The following is a 21805-nucleotide window of genomic DNA, read 5'->3' on the forward strand; positions in this document are numbered from 1 at the left end:
GCCGCGAAGGCGGTCGGAGGGCGCGGGGCCAATATCGATCGCATAGCCAGCGCAATTGAGCACGTGAACTGACCGAGCGCTGGCTTTATGACAAGAACCTTCCTGCACAGCTTTGACCCCCCAACCGCCAATCCCGTCAGCGGCCCCACCATCGACCTAGATGTAGTGGCCATCGAGGACGCAGGTATTCGGGAAGTGCTGCAAACGCCGGGTGCAGCTTATGGCGCATGGTCCATTCTGGATGCGCTGCTCACCCCTACTGGTTCTGGGACGCCCTTCATCTTCAAGGAGCCGCTAGGTCAGGCCCGCGAGGTGAAGGTGGCCTTATCTGGCCTGTTCGGGCGTTTTATCGCGCGCGCCTATCTCGAACGGTATTTCAACCTGTCGATCTTCGCGCATCTCGGCAGTCGCGTAATCGATCTCGACGGGCGCAGAAAGGTGAAGATCACGCGTCTGTCCCGAGGTGATCTGCCTGACTGGATTGCTTGCGCCTCCGACCTATCCTCCCTAACCGTCGCGGAGGCCAAGGGCTGCCATGATGCAGGAGGCCCGGCAGCGGCGTTGGCCCGCGCCTGGAAGCAGGCCGCGCGAATTGATGTGACGGCCCGAGGCCGGAAAGTCACAGTGAAGCGCATCGCTGTTGCGACACGTTGGGGCATGGCCGTCTCAGGCCCGGCCGATGCCCATCTCTCAGTCAAGGACCCCGAGGACGAGGGCGAGCCGATTAAGCCAGAGGAAAAAGACGCACTCTTCATTGGGCTGCTCCGCCTCCACATCGCCAATCTAATCCGGCCACTTGGGCATGCCGAACTGTCCGATGTCCTGAAGCGGATGACCCATCAGCCATTCGCCAACCGGCTCCGGGCGGATCTCCAGACGGCACGATCGCTACTTGATGCCGCCCCGGTGGGTGAGGTTGAGAAGACAGGCTCGATCGGCGGGCTTGTCGGTGGAATCGTCACCCGCGCCGGACCTGTAAGCGATGCCGATATCTCCGGCACCGATCAGGAAGTGCTCGCTCGCCTTAATCTCCGACCGATCTTCGTCGGGATAGACCGGGATCTCATCCGCGCCGCTATCGATGCCGAGCCTGAGGCAGTGCGGGGCCGGTTGACCGAGACCACGCAGCCAGATGACTTTGCACGGTCGGACCGCGCGGGCGGATGGATCGTGCCGCTGGGGCAAGAACGCCGCATCATCGGGGGAGTATGAGATGCTGATGGCAAGAACCGAAGGCGGAAGTTGAGCCTTGGGGGCAGTAAAGGTCAGGGGGAATCATGGACGGACAGGACGGCGATCTTTCTAACGAAGCAGCAGCTCTTGCCGACATTCTCAAATGGTCGGCGGATTTGCCGGCTTGGCAGCGCGATGCGCTGCGGCGGCTGTGTAGTCAGCCCAAGCTTGAAAGCGCCGATATCACGACGCTTGTCGGCATCTGCAAAGCCACCGAACAGGCAGCCCCCCTCGACGCCAGCCACGTCCGGGACCCGGCGGCCAGCCACGCCGTCGTCAGCCTTGGTGCCCTACACGGCCTATCGCATGTCAACGCCCTCGCGTCCGGCGAGCGGCTATCCTTCGGAAAGGTCGGTCTCACGGTCATCTATGGTGACAATGGCGCAGGGAAATCTGGCTACGCCCGCGTTCTCAAACAGCTCTGCCGTGCGCGTTCGCCGAAAGGCGACGCGATCCTGCCCAACATCTATGCGGCTAGCCCCGGCACTCCCGCCGCCAGTATCGACTTCTTTATCGGCGGACAGAATCGAAGCGCGTCGTGGACCCAGGGCAGCGCGCCGGACGCCATGCTTTCCGCCGTGAGCGTGTTCGATTCCCGAACCGCCAACGTCCATGTCGAGAACACCAACGATCTCGCCTACACTCCGCTTCCGCTCCGCATTCTCGCCGGCCTCGCGCAGGCCTGTCAGGACGTAAAGGCCAAGCTGGCCGCGGAGATTAAGGCGCTCCAGGAGCAGACGCCGGCTGTCCTTTCCACACCCGAATGCAAGCAGGACACTGCAGTCGGCAAGCTGATCACCGGGCTGTCGGGCAAGACCAAACCGGAAGACATCGAGAACCTCGCCGGCCTATCGTCCGACGAGGAAGCACGCCTCCAGACGCTCACAACAGATCTCTCAAGTGATCCCACCCGGACCGTTCGTCAGCTCCAGGGCCAGGAAAACCGCATCAAGACTATTGTCAGCCAGCTCAAGCACCTGGCTGCGGTCGCCACGGATGAAACGTGGACAGAGCTCAGCGAAGCCCACACGCATTTGTCGAATGCGCGCTCCGCCGCCGTAGCCGCATCCGCAAATCTCTTCGCCGATGAACCGCTGCCCGATATTGGTTCTGAGGTTTGGAAGGTCTTGTGGGAGGCCGCCCGCGATTATTCGCGCGCATCTGCCTACCCGGATCGGCCGTTTCCGGTAACGGAAGGCGGCGCCCATTGCGTCCTCTGCCTACAGCCGCTCAGCGAGGAGGCCGCGCAGCGGCTCCGCAGTTTTGAGACCTTTGTTCAGGACGAGAGCAAGCGCCGCGAGCAGGAAGCCGCTGACGCCTACAGTGAGAAGTGCGAGGAGGTCTCGTCGAAGGCCGTCTCGATGACCGATCTGCTGGCAATCGTGGCCCTGATACGGGATGACATTGGCCAGGAAGAACTGGCGGCAACTCTTCGCCGTGAAATCCTGCAACTGGCCTGGCGGCTGCGCGCGCTTCTCAGAACTCACCACTTGGCGGCGATGCTGGCCCTTCCGCCCGCAGCAGTCCCTTCCGTCGCTCTTTTGCGCACGGTGCTCGATGATATCGCCGCCCGCATTGCCGGCCTCCAGGCGGAGGCCAATTCTCCACAGCGGGTGGCGCTCATCGCCGAGCGTGATGGCCTCACCGACCGCAAATGGCTCGGTGTGGTGAAAGCCGATGTGCTGGCCCAGATCGAACGCCTCAAGGCGGTCGAGGCGATCGAGAAGGCCAACAAGGACACGGCGACGAACAAGATCACGACCCAGAGTGCCCGTATCGCGCAGGCGCTCGTCACCAACCGCTTGCGTGGCCAGTTCGCCATCGAGGTAAACAAGCTCGGCGTCGCCGGTCTTGCCATCGAACTTCAGCAGGCGAAAACCAGCGCGGGCGTTCCCTTCTTCCAGGTCCGGCTCATCAACAAACCGAGCGAGCCGGTCGGCAAAGTCCTGAGCGAAGGCGAGCATCGTTGCGTGGCGCTCGCCGCTTTCATGGCGGAGCTTTCGACCATCGACGCCCAGTCGGCGATCGTGTTCGACGACCCGGTCTCCTCACTCGACCATCTACACCGCGACAAGGTTGCCGCCCGACTGGCCGAGGCCGGGCAGACTCGGCAGGTGATCGTCTTCACCCACGATATGGCCTTCCTGCTCCTTCTTGATGAAGCCTGCCGGGCGACCAAAGAGCGGGAAGCGACACCGGTGGCCTATCGGCTGATCAGCCGCGGCGCCGACAACGCCGGCTATTGTCACCAGGAGCCGCCGGCCAGCGTCATGCCGCTCGACAAAGTGATCGAGGGGATGAAGGCGCATCTTGCGAACGTGAAAATCCATCACGAGCGCGGCGATCAGGCGAAGTGGCTTCGTGAGGTGACGTCCTTCCAGGATCAACTTCGTACCACATGGGAACGCGCCGTCGAGGAAGCGGTAGGGCCGGTGATCCGCCGCTTGTCGCGCAAGGTCGACACGACGGGGCTCATCAAACTGACGGTGCTCACCGACGCTGATTGCATGGTGATGCGGCAGGCCTTTGGGCGCTGTTCAGCGCTCCTCCATAGTCAGCCTGGTGAGATCAATCCACGCTTGCCCGCCCCGGCGCTTATCGAGAGTGAGATCGATGTGCTCGAAAAATGGATCGCCGACGTGCGGACCCGTCAGGACAAAGCGGCATGAAGTGGTCCGAGCTGAAGCGAGCGTCCGATACCATTCTCGCGGTCTGGCCCCATTACCGCCCGTTGCACGAACGCTGGTTCATGCAGGAGCTTGTCGACAAAGCTGAACTCGCTCCGATCTGGCGCGAGCGCATGGTGCCAGGCGAGAACGACTCGGTTTTTGCCGACCACTATCCTGATCGGGATGCCGCCATCGCAGCCGCTACCGCGCTCAATCCTACCCTACGGGCAGCGCTCTCTAATCGTGCGATGGACCCTGTCGCCAAGCGATCCCTGCAATTGAAGGTCGACAAAGCCTTGCAGGCCAAGCAGCGCTTGCAGGATGAAGAGGCGCTGATGCTCGCCGAAGCCCTGCGTCGTCATGCTGGCGACGAGCAGCCGAACGCCGATTCGCTTAAGCTCGCACCGGAGGCAGAGCGTTATCGTGCCGATCTCGCGGATCAGCTTGCGGCTATGCCCTACCTCAAGGTCGCCAAGGTCGGTCGATCGAACAACCGTTGGGCACACTACTTGTTGTTCCTCGGGCACGACGGCATCTGGTCGAGACCGTATCTCGCGGGTGAGAAGGCGGCCCTGACCGCCGAACGCGCGAAGATTGCGAATGGCTTCGATCTCAGCGCGACCATGCATTGGGGCAAAACGAAAGCTAGGATCAGACAAATCCTGCTGCCGCGCGCTAATCAATTGCTCCAGCTTGCAAGCGTGCAGCGCCTGCTCGCCGAAGCGCTCGCGAGAGGAGAACGCGTCCTGGTTTCGAATGGCATCGTCTTTTGGTACGAGGCCGACGGGGGCATTGGCTGGCAGGTGAAGGAGACTTCTTCAACGCGCGAAGCCGAAGGGGAGACGGTTTGGAAAGAGGGCACAATTCTCTCCACCAACCACGGCCGGTTAGTAGTGCTTCCCTACATAAAGGAGAATGGCGAACACATCCGCGGCCATACCAAGAATGGCCCGAACGACGGGCGCGCTCTTCCGCGCCATCCCGACCACTACGTCGAGATTCCATTTTCTCTGTACGACGGTGATCTCATGATCGGGCTGTTCGGAGAGCTGCCCTACGAATGAGGGTGAATTTCCCCGGTGCCCGATCATCGTTTTGTCAACTGGGCGTAAGTTGCCAAACGAGTGCAAGAAGGAAGATTGATGTCACCTGTTGAGGCATGGCTCAATGCCAATACCGAAGGCTATGCTCACCTAGCGCCCGAAGAGCGCCAAGCAATCCACGAGTTCTCTCTGCTCTGGAGCTTCTTCGAAGCACGAGTGATGGCAAACAATGCCAGCATTGGCGGTTTCCGCGCGCGAGTCGCCCAGGCCGCGAACCATGGAGCTGGCCTGGATGTTGAGCCCTTTCAGGAGGCTCTTGCGTTCTTCACCGCGCGTTACCGCGACGGTAGTGGCTTCAACCATCGCTTCCAGGCGTTACGCTTCTACCCGGGCCAGAACGGCGGCCGTGCCGAGGTCGAGGCTGTTTTAAGTGAAGCTCAAACGGGCGCCGCAGAGATCATTCTGGCCTTACTCATCATCGTCTACCGCCTGCGGAACAACCTCTTCCATGGCGAAAAGTGGAGCTATTATTTCAAGGATCAGCTCGGAAACTTCACTCACGCGAGCGCCATCCTCATGCGCACGGTCGAGCTGTTTTCCGTCAAGGGATTGCTCACCGTTCCTGAATGACTGCGCACCGCGAATATCGTGTGGTGTCCCCAGTGAGTGAGAGCCTCCCGCCCGGAGCCTCCGTCTCGGCCAACTCCTTCGGCGGGGAAACTCCTCGACGCCCCATGAGAGTATGAATCCGAAGGGATTCGTGACGGGTTGTTCGAGAGTGATGGGGAGCAACCGCTCGACCCTGAGCCAGGCCAGGAGGGAGATGGCGCACCCATCAGGATTCGAACCTGAGGCCTCTACCTTCGGAGCAATTTAACCTGCCCTTCGACGCTTTTCGATGGGTTTCGCTCCGATGCGCTATGATACTGTAATTACTAAACAAATTGAAATTTCGGCTCGCCTGACGTACCCTCGGACACGCTCCGACTTGCGTCCGGCTGCTTACGTGGTGCTTACGCGAGAATGGGAGTTTGGACGGGAGAATTCCCATGGCTAAGCTCACGAAGCGGCTCGTCGACGCCGCCGAATCCCGCGAGAAAGACTACGTCATCTGGGATGACGAGCTACCAGGTTTCGGCCTGCGTGTCTTCGCCTCCGGCAAGCGCAGCTACGTCCTTCAATACCGAGCACTGGGCCGCTCGCGCCGCTACACCATCGGCTTGCATGGTGTCTGGACCGCCGAAAGCGCGAGACAGGAAGCGAAGGTCCAGTTGGGCCGTGTTGCCCAAGGCGATAATCCCGCCGAGGAGCGCCAGCTCGATCACAAGGCCATAACGGTCAAAGAGCTCTGCACGCTGTATCTCAACGATCTGAACGCAGGTCTCATCCTGGGGAAGGGCGGACGGCCCAAGAAGCCGACGACCGTCGTAACGGACACCGGGCGCATCGAGCGGCACATCATTCCGCTCCTGGGAACGCGCCGCGTGAAGGATCTGACCAAGGCCGACATCAACAAGGTCCTGAAGGACATCATGGCCGGGAAGACGCGAGTCTCGGTGAAGACGAAGAAGCTGCGCGGCAAGGCCATCGTCCGCGGCGGGGCCGGAACGGCCACGCGAACCGTCGGGCTCCTCGGTGGCATCCTCACCTACGCTGTCGAAGCTGGCATCATCGCGATCAATCCGGCCCACGGCCTGCGAAAGCCGAAGGACAACGTCCGCACCCGCCGGCTCACGGAAGCGGAGTACCGGACGCTGGGCGAGATGCTGCGCGTAGCGGAGAAAGACGAGAAATACGCGACGACGGTGGAGATCATTCGTCAGATCGCGCTGACTGGCTGCCGCCGGAGCGAGATAATCGGTCTCATGTGGACTGAAGCAGATACCGATGGGAGCTGCCTGCGGCTGATCGACAGCAAGGAGGGCACCTCGGTCCGTCCCATCGGTCTGCCTGTTATCGAGTTTCTCGAAGCGCGTCGGAAGACAGCCTCCGGCACCTATGTCTTCCCCGGCTACGGCGACGACAATGCGTTCGGCAGTTTCCCCAACCATTGGGAGCAGATCTTCAAGGACTCACTGCTCTCGGACGTCACGCCCCACGTCTTGCGGCACAGCTTCGCGAGCGTCGGCAACGATCTCGGCTTCACGGAAGTGACGATCGCGGCCCTTGTCGGCCATGCGAAGGGGTCGGTGACAAGCAAATACATCCACACGCTCGACACGGCCCTGATCATGGCGGCGGACACGATCGCCGGCTATATCGAGGGCCTGCTGGATGGGAAGGCGTTCAAGCAGACCGCCTACGCGCTCGATCGGGCATCACGAAAGGCCGCGCTTGCGCGCTTCCTCCAGAAGGCGGCCGGTGACGATGACGAGCAAGGCGGTAAAGAGCAGCGGCTGGCCGCTTAGCTTCGCCGAGAACATCAAATACGCCTCGGGTGCAGGTCAAATTCGATCTGAAAAGCGATCATACGCATCGATCCTGCGGACTAACGGGTCGATCTCGCGCCGATAGATCTCCGTTCTCAAGAACCGCACCTCAGCTTCACGCTGAGCCTCGGGAACGTCGATGTACCAAGCGCGCGGCTGAGGACCGGGATCACCGTTCCAGCGGTATCCTCGCGCCTTCAGGGTCTCCTTGAGATCGAAAGGAGAATTCTCCGCCCATATGCGCCAGGAAACAGCGCGAGCGCCATCCAAGAGGCGGCTAAGGCCCGTAACGCGAGATCGGGGCAGCCGCATCGCCAGCAACTCAACCGTAGCAAGACAGTCGTGCATCGCGCGGTGACGGTCATAGAAGAAGCCTACGGCCTGAGCGAGATAGGCGAGTTTCGTGCCCTCGAACCCCTCTGCTGCCCAATCGACCTGACTTAGCGAGCATGCCCACGGCTTAGTCGAGAACACGTCGCTGAATCGTTCAAGGAAGCGACGGTCGAACGCCGCGTTGTGCGCGACGACGAGCGAAGCCGGTGCCGCAAATTTGGCCACCACGGCGGGATCGATGATCTGGCCGGCCACCATCTCGTTGGTGATGCCAGTGATCGCGGTGATCTCCGGCGTAATCGGCTCGCTCGGCTCGCGCAGCCCTTGGAAACTTTCGCCCACGTTGAACACAGTACCGTCCAGACCATAGCTGAACGGCGTCATGGCGATTTCGATGATCTCATCACGCTGAGGATCGAGCCCCGTGGTTTCCACATCCACCAGCATACCGAGCCGGACCGGCATACCAGCAGGCGGCGCAATGGATGGGCGCGGTTTGAGACGGCGAAGGACCCGATAATCCCCCGTCGCCTCCAGCGTTTGCGCCATGGCCTCCAGATGGTCAGAAGATGTCATCTTCCGCTTCGTTCTCCATGACGGCTTCGACGGCTTGCTCTCCGGCCGCGTCATCATTGACAGCTCGAGGCGTCAGGCGAACATCCGCAACTCGACCTTCTTCGTGGAACCAGAGATCGACAATGGCCGTATCGTCACTACGCGGTCGCGGCGACGCCTCCCGCACCTTGAAGGTGGTGGGAAGATTGACTGACGTACCGAACACCAGCGCGTGCTGCCGAGGCAACGACGGCAACCGCTTGAGGACCGACTCCGAGATAAATGGCGTCATTTGACGAATTTGAGAAAGATCGTCGGGATTCTGGATGCGGTGAACCAGAAAATTGGAACACTGGCTGAGGACCGTCTTGGATAGTTCGCTCGGACGCTGGGACGCCAGCAGCACGAACATGCCGTACTTGCGGCCCTCTTTGGCGATGCGCTCGAATATCTTGGTGGCGTCGATGGAAAAGCGGGAAGGCGCGGAGGCGACATACCTATGAGCCTCTTCGAGCAGCAGATGTATGGGGAAACGGTTTCTTGGTTCCGCATGACGAAGGAACCTAAAAAGCATGCGTGCGATGACCGCACTGACCAACTCAACGATTTCATCTTCGACGGAATTCAGATCAATAATAATGACCTGATTGCGTTTGGTGAACGCTTCGCCGGCAGCCCTTTCCAGACCGACAATGCTGGTCAAGAATTCCAGATCGTTCACAGCCGCGTCAACGTCAGCTCCTTCGTGACGCAGAAAGGCATATTCTGTTCTCTCCTGGAGAGATCTGAGCCGCGTAACCATTGACGAGCAGTAATCTCGAATTTGGCGGTTGCCGTGAGCTTCCTCATAGAGGATCGCGAAGTCGAGACACTCGTGCAGCTCATCAAAAGAGAATGGCGTCCGATTGTAGGCTGGTAAGGGTGCATCCTCTCGGAGCTTTTTTCTCACTTCGTCCAGAAATGCCGATTGGTTGTTCCCCGAAAAATTTCCGTACTGAAAATTTGGGCTAAAGCGGTTCAACAGCGCCATATTCAGGCCGTTCGTCGGATACTTCTGGAGAAGGGAGACGACGCGCTGAAATTTCGATACGGGGGAGTCGCCGTCTGCCCCTCGAAAGCACTCAATGATACAGGTGGCGACAAAGTGCTCGCGCAGCGCCAGAGCATCTGGCGTATTGGCATGAAAGAGACTTGTCAGACCTAACGCCGTCCGAAGGACCGGCAGTTGTGTTCGCTCGCTGGCTTGCAGCAGTAACTCCCATTCCGCCAGCTCCAGGAACCAATGCGGCAAGCGGAAGCCGGCAGCCGTGCCGTCGAGTACGACGCGCTCGACTCCGATGCCCCCCTCTTTCGCGCAAGCGTTCAGGGCGGCGTGGTACTCGCCATTGACATCGAAGACGATGAACGTCGCACCACGGGCGTGATGCTCCTGGGGTTTGCTGAAAAGGGACTGCAAGACCGATGCGACCGTGCAGGACTTGCCGCTGCCCGTGTTGCCCAGGACGGCGACATGGCCACCAAAAAACTCGTTTAGCCGGACCTTGATGTCGTAGTCCTCGAACACCACCGACTTGCCGATCGGCAGCACCCGGTAGCGCGTGGCCCCTTCGGGTTGGCAGGCGCCGCCATTTGGGTCGACTGACGGCTCCACGGCAGCCTCGGTCTCGAAGATGCGGTCGAGCTCACCGTCCAGCGCATAGAGCGCATCCGCATAGAGAGACGGGAAAACGGACACCCCGAAGCGGAACGCGCCGCCACGCATCGGCAACATGCCGACAGGCACCACATCCAGATATTTGGAAGAGCCGGCCCGGTCGAAATCGCCTCGCTCGGACGGCGTGCTCGCATCGCGTTCACGCAGGCCGACGACCTCGACCACGACATATTCCGACTGCGACGGGATCACCAAAAATGACCCCAGCCGCGCCACATAATGCACGTCGTCGAAGCCGACGACCGTGAAATTGTCGGTGCCCGCGTGCATTTCGACGACAAAGCGGTCGGCCGCGACCGAGACCACCTTGCCGATCGCGCGCTTACGATCGTCGTGGCTCATGCCCCGTCGTCCTTCTTCTCGTCGTCCTTTTTCGGCGCCAGATCGGACAACACCTTGCGAACGGCATCATCGATCCTGTCGCTGGGGCGCTGTGGCATGAAGTGCTCGACGATCATGTCGAAGTAGTGCGCCCTGGTTCCCTCAACAGGGCCGTCGCCTCCGATGATCCAAATACGCGGGTCGCGCAGCGCCCGCAGCTTGGCGATCTCCCCGTCCATGTCTGGCTCGGCAAAGATCACCAGGCGGAAAGTCGGGATCGTCAGCGCCTGGTAAATGATGTTGTTCAGGTGCTCGTCGCCGAAGGCATAGCCTGCGGTGATGAGAACGCTCTGCTCGCGCACAATCCGGGACTGAAACTCCCGGAACAGATCCGCATAGGGCGAGCCGAGCGAAGAGTTCTGCTTCGCCGGCGTCGGATAGATCAGCATCTGGTTCGTGGACTCAGGCGGCCAGATTTCCTTGATCGGGAACAGGCCATGATCGTCCTCGGTCCAAGTGACCGAACCGTGCAATTTGCAGAGATAGACGAAGGCGTCGACGGCGGTCCATTTGCGGCTGGCGACATCAAGCTGCTCTGCCAGGGCATAGCGGAAGATCGCCGGGTTGAAGCGGCGTTCAACCACGCCGGAAAACCCGTTGGCGTACGGGATACCCAGGCGATCCATCGCCAATTCACTGAAATGATCGTAGTTGGTCGTGAACACCCATGGCCGGGGCAAGGACCGATCTCGCAGGACCAGTTTCTTGTAGAACCGCTCGTAGAGGTCGCGCACGGTGGAGTCGCCCTCCGTGGCGAAGGCCCCTTGGGTGACACGGGTCCACAGGAAATCCTGGACCTTCTTGATGATGCCGTCGAGAACAGCGCGGTAGGGGTGAAGATCGGGATTCTCGCTCTGGCGCAGCACGAACCGCTGCGCGAACAGCACCTCCATCAAGCGTTCCAGGTTACGGCTGTAATCCTTCGCCAGGTCGATGCCGAGCGTATCGAGATAGTCGATTTCGCCCTTGGTCAGCCGCCATGGTGCCGGCGCAGCGTGAACTACCGGCGGATCGGCGTAGAATCCTGCCGCGCGCGCCTCGAGTGTTTCCCCGCAAAACTCCTTGGCCAGAGGGGCCATGGTTGCAATGCCGAGTTCCTTTTTGTCCTTCATCATGGAGGAACATCCAGCGCCAAGCAGGAACGCGATGTTCTTGGCGCTCATGGCCTCGGAAATAGCCTGACGAGCGCTCTCGACCCCTTTGTTCCAGTCAAGATCTGAAGGTTCGGCATCGCCGTTCCGCAGGAACTGGAATTTGCGCCCTTCGCTTTCCTCGCCCATCTATTTCCCTTCCCCAACGCCGTTGGCCGGTACCTTTTGGCTCGCCTATGAAGCCAGGAGCCTCTCCGACAATTCTGGATTGGCTTCAGGCGGCTGCGCGCCCGACAATGTCCATGAGCTTCTCGTAACTGGTGACGACGTCGTATTTGACCCGCTCCTCGCTGATCCGCCGGCCAATCTCGTCGAAGAACTTTCGCGCGCACGCGATCTTGGTGTTCTCGATCTCGCGGAGCTTCATCGAGGACATGGTGCCCTTGGTCTCGGCGACGAAGTAGATGTGCTTGACGCTTCCTTCCTTGAAGGAAATCGCCCAGTCCGGGTTGTAGTCGCCAACAGGTGTCGGGATCAGGAAGCCGCGCGGCAACTTGGCGTAGACCACCACCTCGCTGGCGGTATCGAGCTCGTCGGCGAACTTGCGCTCGATGTCGGAGTCGGTGACCACGTAGTCGTAGACATGCCGCTTGAGCTTGGTTGTGGCCTTGGAGAAATCCTGGCCGGTCTCGTTCGCAGTGAAGATATCGACGTCGTAACGCTCAGCGAGCCCGTCATAAGCCAACCTCTCGATCACCATCGTGGCCTTCTGCTCGGCGATGATCCGCGACGCCTCGGCGATGAAGTGCTCGGGGTTCTCCTTGAACTGCCCGAACACGCTGGCTTGAATGCCGGTCAGGATGTCGGCCGCGGTCTTGCGCGTAAGCTCCGTGTTTTCGGCGATCTTCCCGAGAAGGTCGTACTTCACGAGCGAATGGACCGATCCGCCGCGCTCGGTGGTCGACCCTGTTAGGGCAAAGCCGTCGCCGGCCTTCAGCTGCTCATCAGTCAGCCCATCGCCCTGGATCCCTGTATGAACCGTGTACTGGAGCGGCGTCACGCGAAGCTGGCTATCGAGGGCGCTCACGCATTTGCGGACCAACTCCTCGGAATCGAACTCGACGCGATAGACGGCCTTCTGGTTGATGCGCCGCCAAAGCTCCTGGAACTCCTTCTTCTCGAAATTCTCGTTTAGCGGATTAGTCTTGGGCTTGCGGCCGTCCTCGACCTTCGGCAGCTGCCCATCGCTGAACACGCTGTCGATGATCTGGAAAATCTGATCGGCATGCGCCTTCAGCTCATCGGGTAGAGCCGCCAGGGCTCCGGCTTCCTTCGCCTGGTGATAGGCGCTGGTGATCTGGTCCGCGTCGTCGGAATAGTCGTTCTTCACCAGGTAGCGGTAGATCTGCTTCGCCATCGCTGACGTGATCTCGATCGCGCCGGCATCGGTCGCAATGGTCTTTCCGGTGAAGTAGGCTTCGGTCGCTTTGCGCGGTCGGGATGTCAGCGTGTCGGCGATCTCCTTCTGGAGGCCAGCCACGAAGTTCTTGTAGCTCTCGCTGGCCACGACCGTGAGGACGTTGATGTCGTGGACGACCGCGGGATTATCCATTCGGTCGCCGTTCTGATCGACCGACAGCCGAAGCCCGCGGCCAACCTCCTGCCGCCGCGAAACGGTGTTGTCGCTGTGCTTGAGCATGCACATGACGAAGACGTTGGGATTGTCCCACCCTTCGCGCAGCGCGGAATGCGAGAAGATGAACCGGGTCGGCTCCGCGAAGGACAGCAGCCGTTCCTTGTCCTTCAGGATCAGGTCATAGGCATCGACATCATCTGAATCGACCGACCGCGCGCCGACGGCGGGATCCTTCAGCCGGTTGGTCTTCTTGTCGATCGAGAAATAGCCGTTGTGTGTCTTGGCTGCGTCGATGCCAGCCAGATGCTTGCGGTAGGCGTCGTTATCGATCGCCAGCTCCGCCAAATACTCCGCCTTGAGAAGCTCGTACTCCTCCTCGAACACGCGGGCATACTCGCCCTTCTCATCAGGCTGGGCGTAGTCGCGGTACTTCACCACCTCGTCGATGAAGAACAGCGACAACACCTTGATGCCCTGGGCGAAGAGCTGCTTCTCCTTGTCGAGATGCGCCTTGATCGTCTCGCGGATCTGGATGCGCCGGATGTCGCGCTCGGACACGTCGCCCGTCGCTTCCCCGGCCCGGAGCACCAGGCCGTTCGTGAACTCGACCGTGTCGTTGCGAGCGTCGATCTGGGAGATTGTGAAGCCGTCGCGGTACTGGTCCAGCTCGCCGGACTCGGTGAAGAGGTCGTCACGGAACTCCAATCGCTTGAGCTGGCGCCTGATCTCGCCGCTCGCGAGCTTCACCTCGATCTCGAGCCTCGCCAGCGGCGCCTTCTTCGAGATCTCGATCCCCTCAAGGTACAGATAGGCGTTCGTGCCGGCGAGCCCGCGCGTCTGGATGCCCCGCACGGCGATTTTCTTCACCAGCTTCTGGTTATAGGCGTCGAGCGCATCGAGCCGGTGAACACGGTTGTGTTGCGTCTTGTGGGTCGCCGAATAGCGCAGGATCATGAGCGGCTTGAACTTCGGCAGCGCCTCCATCGTGGCCGCGCCTTCCATCTTTTGCGGCTCGTCGAGGATGAGGATCGGCCGGTTGCTGGCGATCACGTCGATGGGCTTGCGCGACTGGAAGTCGTCCAGCTCCTCATAGATGCGGCGGTTATCAGCCCCGCGCGCCGCGAACGCCTGGATGTTGATCACCATCACATTGATGCCGGCGTCCGACGAAAAACTTTCCAGCTCGTGCAGCCGCCTGGAATTGTAGATGAAGAAGCGCGCCTTCTTACCGTAGCTCTCGGTGAAATGGTCGGCGGTGATCTGGAGCGATTTGTGGACGCCCTCTCGGATGGCGATGCTGGGCACCATGATGATGAATTTCGACCAGCCGTAGCGCTTGTTCATTTCGAACATGGTCTTGATGTAGCAATAGGTCTTGCCGGTGCCGGTCTCCATCTCGATGTCGAGGTTGATCCTGCACCCGGCGCTGGCAACCAGCTTTTCCGAGATCGGCAGGTTCTGGTGGCGCTCGACGTCCTTGATGTTGCCCAACACCTGAAGCTCGGTTAGCACCAGATCGGCGTTCTTGAAGCCTTCCTCGAACGCGCTCGTCTGCGCCTTGCGGCCCGGATCGATCCGGTAGCTGATCCCGCTCGACATCGGCTGCCCGGCGAAGCAGTCCACGACCGCATTCACCGCCTGGGTCTGATAGGGCTGGACCTTGAATTTCAGCTTCATGGCCGCTCCCTCAGATCGACTTGACGTCGGTGCCGGGGGACAACTGGCGGAAAATCTGCTCGACGTTGATCTTCACCGCGTCGGACACGAAGCCATTGTCTCGGAAGACGACGCGAAGCGGCTCACTGCCGGCAAGCTCTTTCACCAGCTCCTCTGTCACGCCGGCCTCGAAGCAGGCGACCAGCGCGTTCCCGTCCACGAAGAACACGGTCTTGCCCTGCACCGTTTCACGCCGGATCGGTAGCGTCAGGTCTACGCCCCAGTCGAGCAGCACTTGAAACAATAGATCCTCTGCTTTGCGGTCGGGCTTGATGTTGTCGATAGCGGCGAGCAGGTCCTTTTGGCCAACATGATCCGGGCGGTAGAACACATCGTTCATGTTCGATGTGTCCACCTTTAGCACCCGAAAGCCAACATCCTTGGTCCAACCTGGATCGCAAGGCTCCCCGATCACGGCCTTTCCTGATCGCCGGATCCTCTCTTTGGAGACTTCAGACAGAACCAGCGGTCGACCACTTTTCTTCAAAAGCTTGATCGCCGCTTGAACAGTCTTCTTTGCAGTTCCCGTTGTTGACGACTCCGCATCTTCCAAACTCTCGGGCAATTGAACCATGATGAAGCGATGGTTCGTCCCGTATGTCGCGTTGGCTCGGAACACCGCTTCAGCGGTGCTGGCAGAACCTGCGAAGAAATCCATAACAATGCCGGCCCGCTCGTTCGGCGTGACGTATGAAATCAGTCTTGCCAACTCCTCATGGTCCTTGGGGTTCGTAAAAACCTTCGCGCCCATGAGGTTGCGCAAATATTTTACCGAAACTTGAGACTGCTTATAAAAGTACGATCCGCGAACCTGCGTCGCAAATTCAGTATCTTCGCCATCCGCGCCGTTCTCATCCTCGGTTTCGGACTCAATTTGAGCCTCGTCGAATTCGTCAGGAATCGGACGGATATGCGCCTTACGAAAAGGCGGCTCCGTATGATCATCCCGGAACTCCACCAAGCCAAGCTTGATCTGCCGCTGCATTTCTGTAGATGACGAATATCTCCAACCCGCCTCCGGTACCGCACACGGCTTACCAGTAACTGGATGGATTACGTCGTAGCGGGGCCCATCGCCTCCCGGCCACGAGATGTCTCGATCCCTCCAAGGTCCGTTCTTATCAACGCGCTTGTAGCGAGCCCATTTCTTCGCAGGGTGCGCTCTGGGCAAATCTGAATACCACTTAGACAGGTCAGCTTCGATCGTTTTGAAATCATCTCCGTAAAGCGCCCTCAACTTGACGAATTCATCCCAAATATCTCGTGCTCCGGGCTTTTCTTCACGCCAAATTTCCTTCCGTTCACGCAGTGACACGGCGTCCCGTGCGTAAACGACGAGGTATTCATGGCCAACAGAAAAGAATTTTGCGTCGTTCTTCCGACCCTTTTCCCATACGAGTTGCGCAACGAAATTGCGTTCGCCAAATACTTGATCCATCAATTTTCGCAGAGCTGACTGCTCATAGTCGTCGATGCTGACCATGATGACGCCGTCATCTCGAAGTAGACGTTTGGCAACCGTGAGGCGGGCATACATCATCGACATCCAGTCAGAATGATATCTACCCCTCGAATCAGAATTTGCGACCAGCCTACCTCCGCGTTCGTCTTTCTCGCCCGACGCAATTGAAAACTGCTCATCGGGCATTGCAAAACTGTCGCGGTAAATAAAATCCTTACCAGTGTTATACGGCGGATCGATGTATAATATTTTCACTGCACCGAGATAGGATTCTTGCAGAAGTTTCAGGACGTCAAGATTGTCACCTTCAATGAAAAGGTTCCTTGTTGTATCGAAGTCTACGCTTTCGTCGTGAAAGGGGCGAAGAGTCTTCGCAATGGGGGCGTTCGCCGTCACGAGCGCTTCTTTCTTCCCTGGCCAGTCAAGCTGGTAACGCTCTTGCGGCCCTTCGACAATTCGGTCGCTCAACTCCTGACGCAGCTGATCAAAGTCTACCGCCAGACGCAGCTGCCCCGTCGCCTCGTCGCGCGCTTCGGTCACGCAGCCGGGTAACAGATCGCGGATCTTTGCGATGTTCTCCTGGCTCAGGTCTGGGCTGTGCATCTTCAGCTTGTCCATATTCATTCCCTTACTCATTCGCCGCAGCGCTGACAGGATCGCCCCCGGAAAGGCGCTCCAGTTCCTGCTGTGCAGCGCGCAACTCGGCGTTGATCGCCACGCGCTTGTTGAACTGCTTCTCGCGGGCAAGCCGGGCCTTGATCCGGTCCACCTCCCGCGTCTTGGCCCGGATCGCTTCCATCCGCGCCACGCGCGCCTGGATGTCCTCGCCACTCCCAGCCGCGTTTGGCATCAGCGCCGTGAGGAGGGCATCGTAGAGCCCGCCAAGATTGAGCGCGACCGGCAGCGGCCGGCGCGGCGCGTCGTCGGGCACCCAATCGGTCCCGAAATAGGCGCTGACAACCCACTTGGTGGAATCAGCGTCGCTCGGCCGCTTGAAGGCGGCCACCGCCTTACGCTTCCCCGGCCAGCTGAGCTCGAAAATCAACGGAAAGGGGATGGCGCGATCGATGGCGCGCAGCACCTCTTCGTCGAGCTTGCCGGTGCGCAGGCTGATGCCAAACACCTGGATCTCGCTGACGGCCTTCGTCGCTGCGAGATTCGTGGTTTCCGGCGCCAGCTTGTACTTCCAGACGATCTGATCGACCTGGGTAACAAACAGATCTCTGAGCGCCGTGCCGACGCCGGCATGCTCATAGATCCGGCTTTTGGGGACAACGCGGCCGAAGGCGGCTGCCTTGGGATAGTCGAAGAAGGCTGCCGTCATGCTGCTCCCTCCTCGATCACGAGGAAGGCGATCAGCTCAAAATCGTCGAGTCCGGCGATGGTGTGGACCAGCGCCGTCGTCCGCCCGCCACTGAACAGGCTGTCGATGTCCTTCTCTTCCTTCACTTCGATCATTGAGCGGATCGCCGCACTCAGAAGCGCGGAGCATTGCTCCATCTTGCGACCGTCCTGCGTCCGTTCATTGAACAGCTGGCAGACCGCCCCGATCGGCTCCACCTGGCCCTTGCAGCTCGTGCGGATCAGGTCGAGCAGCCGCTTCACCTCGGTGTGGTCGATGATGACCCTACCGTCATGACCGATGTAGACGAGGTAATAAGGGTGCAGCCGGTTCTGCTGGTTGATGTTCACGCTGTCGTGGATGTTCTTCAGCGCGAAGATCACACCGGGCTTGAGCCCGAGCGCCGGCTGCGCTGGCACCACCGCATGCATGCCGTTGGGCAGATGCTCGAGGTCGCCGTGCTCCTTGATGTGGTTCAGAAGGTCCATGCGGAAATCGTTGAGGCCAAGATCGGTAATGGAGATCCCGGTCCGCACGTCCTCCAGCTCGATCACCTCTTCCTGGAGGCGCTTCAGTTGCTCCTTCCGGTAGGCAATGTCGCTGCTCTTGGACGTCAGTACATTGTCATCGCCAGTCGCCGTGACGTCGGCGATCATCATGCGATTTTCGACGCGCTCCTTGAGATTGATGTACTCGTCGAGTGAGATTTCCGGCCAGTAGTTGACGAGCTGGATTTGCGCGTTCGGCGACCCAATACGGTCGATGCGCCCGAAGCGCTGGATAATCCGGACCGGGTTCCAGTGGATGTCGTAGTTGATCAGATAATCGCAATCCTGAAGGTTCTGCCCTTCGGAGATGCAGTCCGTACCAATGAGGATGTCGATCTCGCCGGTTTCGTGCGGCAGGACCAGATGCTTTTCCTTCGCGCGGGGCGAGAACAGCGTGAGCAGGGACTGGAAGTCGTAGCTCTTTTTCAGCGTGCTCTTCGGCGCGTCGGAGCCGGTAACCATGCCGCAGTGCAGGCCGTGCGACTGGAGAAAGGTCGTCGCCAGGTTGGTGTAGAGGTACTTTGCCGTGTCCGCGAAGGCGGTGAAGATGAGAACCTTTCGGTTGCCGGGATTGAGCTGGTCGGCGACCTTGCGGGTAATGACATCCTTCAGATGCTGCAGTTTTGCGTCATCCTCGGGACCCACCTTCTCCATCGAGGCGATCAGGTCACGGATAAGCGCGATGTCCGCAGCGAGGTCGTGCTTCCAGGACGGGAGGTCCATGTCCGAAAGGCTGATTTGAATCTTCTTTCCGACCGTGAACTCATCGAGCCCGCTTAGATCGTCATCGTCGGGATCGAAACCGGGATCGCCGAGATGGTCGGTTACGCTCGCGGCGGCACCCGTGCGCTCATAGGTGTCGATCGCCTGGAGCGTCTGCGCGATGTTGCCGCTCAGCGCCCGCAGCGTGAGGCGGAATGCTTCGACCGAGCTCTCCAGCCGCTTGAGCAGGTTGGTGGTCATCAGAGCCTGAAGGCTCCGCTCGCGGTCAGCCTGGCGCAGCTTGCCGCGACCGCCCTCCACCTGGGTGTCGTAGATCTCTTCGTACTTCCGAAGTCGGCTCGGCAGGATATAGCTGATAGGGGCGTAGACCGCGAGCTTGAGCACCGACAGGCTGCCGAAGATGTCGTTGAGGCCGAGCACGTCTGAGCGATGGGTGATCGGGCACTGGTACGAAAGCGGCTTTCGGCGCTGCGGGAATTTGCCGATATCCTTGGTGTCGTAGAAGGTCTCGATATGCTTGCGTGACCGGGCAATCGTTACCGCATCGAGCATCTCGAAGAAGTCGAAGTCGAGGGCCTTCAGGATCGCGGCGGCGGTTCGCTCGTGCGGCGGCAGATCCGACCAGGCGTTGAACGCCTTCTGGGCGCGCCTGAAAATCTCCTCGATGCCAGTCTTGGTTTTCAGCTTGCGGCTGAGGTTTTCGGAAGCGCCCTCGTAGGCCAGCGCGAGCTGATTGCGCAGATCGTTGAACCGATTGTTCACCGGCGTCGCCGAGAGCATCAGAACCTTAGTCTTCACGCCGGAGCGGATGACCTTGTTCATCAGCTTCTGGTAGCGTGTCTCCCGGTCCTTGAAGACGTCGTTGTTCCGAAAATTGTGCGACTCGTCGATGACGACGAGATCATAGTTGCCCCAATTTACCCGGTTGAGCGGAATGCCAAACGACTCCCCCGACGTGCGGGAGAGATCGGTGTGACACAGGACGTCGTAGTTGAAGCGATCCTTGGCAAAGATGTTGGTCGTCAGGTTGGTGTTATAGTTTCGCCAGTTGTCGGTGAGCTTCTTCGGACAGAGAACCAGAACCGACCGATTGCGCAGCTCGTAGTATTTGATCACCGCCAGCGCAGTGAAGGTTTTACCAAGGCCGACGCTGTCAGCCAGGATGCAGCCGTTGTGCATCTCCAGCTTGTTGATGATGCCAGTCGCCGCGTCGCGCTGATAGTTGAACAGTTTATTCCAGACGAGAGTGTCCTTGTAGCCGGTCAGGTCGTTCGGTAACGCGTCCTGATCGACCTCCTCGAGGAAGTCCTGGAAGATATTGTAGAGGATGTGGAAGTAAATCCGCTCTGGGGAGTTCTCCTGGTAGACCGACTCGATGTGGTCGCAGATCGCGGCCGTTACGTCGCTGACCTTCTCCTCGTCGTTCCATATTTGGTTGAAGAGCTGAAGATAGACCTGTGTGTGAGCGGCATCGTCGATGCGGCTCACGAAGTTCGAGATCGCGTCACCCTTCTGGTAGCCAAGATCGACGGCCGTGAAGCCGCTGATCGGCATATAGGCGACGTCGCCGGCCTCCGATCCCGCATGGATGAACTGCTGCATCGGAGCCTTGGTCGTGTTCGACCGGAAGCGCGCTCTCTTTCGAATCCACTCGGCGCATTCGCGGGCGACCGCACGCTGTGTCAGCTTGTTGCGCAACTGGATCTCGAAATCGGTTCCGTACAGCCCCCGCTCGCGCGCCGTCTTAGGGATGAAGAACTCTCGCCGCTCCTTGCGTAGACGGTCGGTTACTTCCATTGGCACAAACGTCGGCGCGGTGAAGATGAACTGGAGGCTCTCGACCTTCGACAACTCCGATTTGAGCGCCTCGAAGGCGTAGATTGAGAAGCATGACGCTGCGATCTTCAGCCGCGTAGCGCGTCCCACCGTCGCCTTCAGATCGTCGCCGAGAAGCAGCGAGGTGTTATCGATGATTTTCATCGACGACCCCCTCACGCAGAAGCACGATCTGCTGGTCCTGTGGGCGCCGCGCGTCCCGCGGAGTATCCAGCCCGAGTCGCCTCAGCGCGTAGTAGCGAAGCGCCTTTCGGACCTGAATTTGGACTCGCCCCCCTCGCATGCCGTAGTCGAGGGCGATTATCCGTTTTTGGCTTTCGGAGAGGTCCGGATGCGGCCCTACTTCCAGCGTGATGAGTTCATTCCAGTCGGCATCATCCTCTGGCGATACCACGCTCGGACGAACTGACCTGGCCTCTATGATGCGTGAGAGCAGAAAGTCCTTGAACGACTTATCGACCTCGCAGAAGGCGCGGGTGTGCCACCGGAATCCGTCGAAGCCTATCGCGTGTGGCGCGATCCATCGCCAGCGAGGATCATCGCTGGAGAGCGATTGATATTTGACCTCGACTGCTTGGTTTTGGCGGATCGCCGCAAGCACCGTTCGCAACGTATTGTTGTTGACGCCGCGGGCCGGCACGGGCGGCCCGGCATAGGGAGGGGAGTGGGCGATCCAGGATTCGGATGAGGCCAAAATGCCTTCAGCAACGGACCGAAGCTGGTTGAGATACTGACCGGCATCTGGTTTCAGAAAGCAGGGCTGAAATTCGTTGCTCGCAACATAGCGCTTGGCGCTCTTGTCATAGACAGCGTTGTGCGGCGCCCGTTCTTGATAGAGCGTCAAATCCTTCGATGCTTGCGGAACGGACACATCGAAAGCCTCGATGATGTCCGAGCGATTCACGCCGCCTTCCCAGTAAAGTCGGAACTCGATGAATTCGAGCCGGCGCTCCACGCCCCATTTCAGCACCGCCTCGCCTCCCGGCATTGCTCCCCGCCTCCGCGCGTCAGATGAGCATCAAAACTATATGGACATATCGACGCGATGCGTGTAATTATTATCCCCATCTGCGGCGCCGGTCAACAATGATCGG

At 59.7% G+C, this 21805-nt stretch carries 13 protein-coding genes; 5 read left to right on the forward strand and 8 right to left on the reverse strand.

The features are described 5' to 3' along the window. Nucleotides 1-87 precede the first annotated feature (87 nt). The 5 genes from QO011_RS15660 to QO011_RS15680 all read left to right on the forward strand — a co-directional run bounded on the left by QO011_RS15660 (nucleotide 88) and on the right by QO011_RS15680 (nucleotide 7353). Nucleotides 88-1212: a hypothetical protein gene (locus QO011_RS15660; RefSeq protein ID WP_307273657.1), complete on the forward strand. Its 1125-nt coding sequence runs from the start codon at nucleotides 88-90 to the stop codon at nucleotides 1210-1212. A 65-nt stretch (nucleotides 1213-1277) separates the two neighbouring features. Beyond that, nucleotides 1278-3902, forward strand: coding sequence for an AAA family ATPase (locus QO011_RS15665; protein ID WP_307273660.1), 2625 nt, complete (start codon nucleotides 1278-1280; stop codon nucleotides 3900-3902). Beyond that, nucleotides 3899-4966 carry a hypothetical protein gene (locus tag QO011_RS15670; protein ID WP_307273663.1) on the forward strand — a complete coding sequence of 356 codons (1068 nt, stop codon included), beginning with the start codon at nucleotides 3899-3901 and terminating at the stop codon, nucleotides 4964-4966. The genes QO011_RS15665 and QO011_RS15670 overlap by 4 nt, the downstream gene beginning before the upstream one ends. Before the next feature lie 78 nt (nucleotides 4967-5044). Then, entirely contained in the window at nucleotides 5045-5575 is a 531-nt protein-coding gene (locus QO011_RS15675; protein ID WP_307273667.1) for a hypothetical protein, read from the forward strand. 419 nt (nucleotides 5576-5994) lie between these two features. Then, nucleotides 5995-7353, forward strand: a complete 1359-nt coding sequence (locus QO011_RS15680; RefSeq protein ID WP_307273670.1) for a tyrosine-type recombinase/integrase — start codon at nucleotides 5995-5997, stop codon at nucleotides 7351-7353. Nucleotides 7354-7389: 36 nt separating this feature from the next. Here QO011_RS15680 and QO011_RS15685 read toward each other — a convergent pair whose 3' ends face one another. The 8 genes from QO011_RS15685 to QO011_RS15720 all read right to left on the reverse strand — a co-directional run bounded on the left by QO011_RS15685 (nucleotide 7390) and on the right by QO011_RS15720 (nucleotide 21699). Then, the gene (locus tag QO011_RS15685; protein ID WP_307273675.1) at nucleotides 7390-8283 is read right to left on the reverse strand and encodes a 3'-5' exonuclease; all 894 of its coding nucleotides are present in this window, start codon (nucleotides 8281-8283) and stop codon (nucleotides 7390-7392) included. Next, entirely contained in the window at nucleotides 8270-10318 is a 2049-nt protein-coding gene (locus tag QO011_RS15690) for an ATP-binding protein (protein WP_307273676.1), read from the reverse strand. Before QO011_RS15690 ends, QO011_RS15685 begins: the two co-directional genes overlap by 14 nt. Continuing rightward, a complete protein-coding gene (locus tag QO011_RS15695; protein WP_307273679.1) occupies nucleotides 10315-11637 on the reverse strand; it encodes an SIR2 family protein in 1323 nt (440 codons plus the stop codon). The genes QO011_RS15690 and QO011_RS15695 overlap by 4 nt, the downstream gene beginning before the upstream one ends. 85 nt (nucleotides 11638-11722) lie before the next feature. Then, complete coding sequence (locus tag QO011_RS15700; protein ID WP_307273680.1) at nucleotides 11723-14761, reverse strand: type III restriction-modification system endonuclease; 3039 nt, start codon at nucleotides 14759-14761, stop codon at nucleotides 11723-11725. Between the two features lie 10 nt (nucleotides 14762-14771). Next, nucleotides 14772-16880, reverse strand: a complete 2109-nt coding sequence (locus QO011_RS15705; protein WP_307273682.1) for a site-specific DNA-methyltransferase — start codon at nucleotides 16878-16880, stop codon at nucleotides 14772-14774. 10 nt (nucleotides 16881-16890) lie between these two features. Further along, nucleotides 16891-17586: a DUF4391 domain-containing protein gene (locus QO011_RS15710; RefSeq protein ID WP_307273683.1), complete on the reverse strand. Its 696-nt coding sequence runs from the start codon at nucleotides 17584-17586 to the stop codon at nucleotides 16891-16893. Further along, nucleotides 17583-20855 (reverse strand): helicase-related protein, encoded by a 3273-nt coding sequence (locus QO011_RS15715; RefSeq protein ID WP_307273686.1) that lies wholly within the window; start codon nucleotides 20853-20855, stop codon nucleotides 17583-17585. The genes QO011_RS15710 and QO011_RS15715 overlap by 4 nt, the downstream gene beginning before the upstream one ends. Continuing rightward, complete coding sequence (locus QO011_RS15720) at nucleotides 20839-21699, reverse strand: WYL domain-containing protein (protein ID WP_307273688.1); 861 nt, start codon at nucleotides 21697-21699, stop codon at nucleotides 20839-20841. The genes QO011_RS15715 and QO011_RS15720 overlap by 17 nt, the downstream gene beginning before the upstream one ends. Between the last annotated feature and the right edge of the window lie 106 nt (nucleotides 21700-21805).

Source organism: Labrys wisconsinensis, from assembly GCF_030814995.1.
In the GTDB taxonomy this organism is placed as follows: domain Bacteria; phylum Pseudomonadota; class Alphaproteobacteria; order Rhizobiales; family Labraceae; genus Labrys; species Labrys wisconsinensis.

Bases quoted from the DNA above. Each gene is read 5' to 3' on its own strand.
- QO011_RS15660 (WP_307273657.1), top strand. From the start codon at position 88: ATGACAAGAACCTTCCTGCACAGCTTTGACCCCCCAACCGCCAATCCC.
- QO011_RS15665 (WP_307273660.1), top strand. From the start codon at position 1,278: ATGGACGGACAGGACGGCGATCTTTCTAACGAAGCAGCAGCTCTTGCC.
- QO011_RS15670 (WP_307273663.1), top strand. From the start codon at position 3,899: ATGAAGTGGTCCGAGCTGAAGCGAGCGTCCGATACCATTCTCGCGGTC.
- QO011_RS15675 (WP_307273667.1), top strand. From the start codon at position 5,045: ATGTCACCTGTTGAGGCATGGCTCAATGCCAATACCGAAGGCTATGCT.
- QO011_RS15680 (WP_307273670.1), top strand. From the start codon at position 5,995: ATGGCTAAGCTCACGAAGCGGCTCGTCGACGCCGCCGAATCCCGCGAG.
- QO011_RS15685 (WP_307273675.1), bottom strand. From the start codon at position 8,283: ATGACATCTTCTGACCATCTGGAGGCCATGGCGCAAACGCTGGAGGCG.
- QO011_RS15690 (WP_307273676.1), bottom strand. From the start codon at position 10,318: ATGAGCCACGACGATCGTAAGCGCGCGATCGGCAAGGTGGTCTCGGTC.
- QO011_RS15695 (WP_307273679.1), bottom strand. From the start codon at position 11,637: ATGGGCGAGGAAAGCGAAGGGCGCAAATTCCAGTTCCTGCGGAACGGC.
- QO011_RS15700 (WP_307273680.1), bottom strand. From the start codon at position 14,761: ATGAAGCTGAAATTCAAGGTCCAGCCCTATCAGACCCAGGCGGTGAAT.
- QO011_RS15705 (WP_307273682.1), bottom strand. From the start codon at position 16,880: ATGGACAAGCTGAAGATGCACAGCCCAGACCTGAGCCAGGAGAACATC.
- QO011_RS15710 (WP_307273683.1), bottom strand. From the start codon at position 17,586: ATGACGGCAGCCTTCTTCGACTATCCCAAGGCAGCCGCCTTCGGCCGC.
- QO011_RS15715 (WP_307273686.1), bottom strand. From the start codon at position 20,855: ATGAAAATCATCGATAACACCTCGCTGCTTCTCGGCGACGATCTGAAG.
- QO011_RS15720 (WP_307273688.1), bottom strand. From the start codon at position 21,699: ATGCCGGGAGGCGAGGCGGTGCTGAAATGGGGCGTGGAGCGCCGGCTC.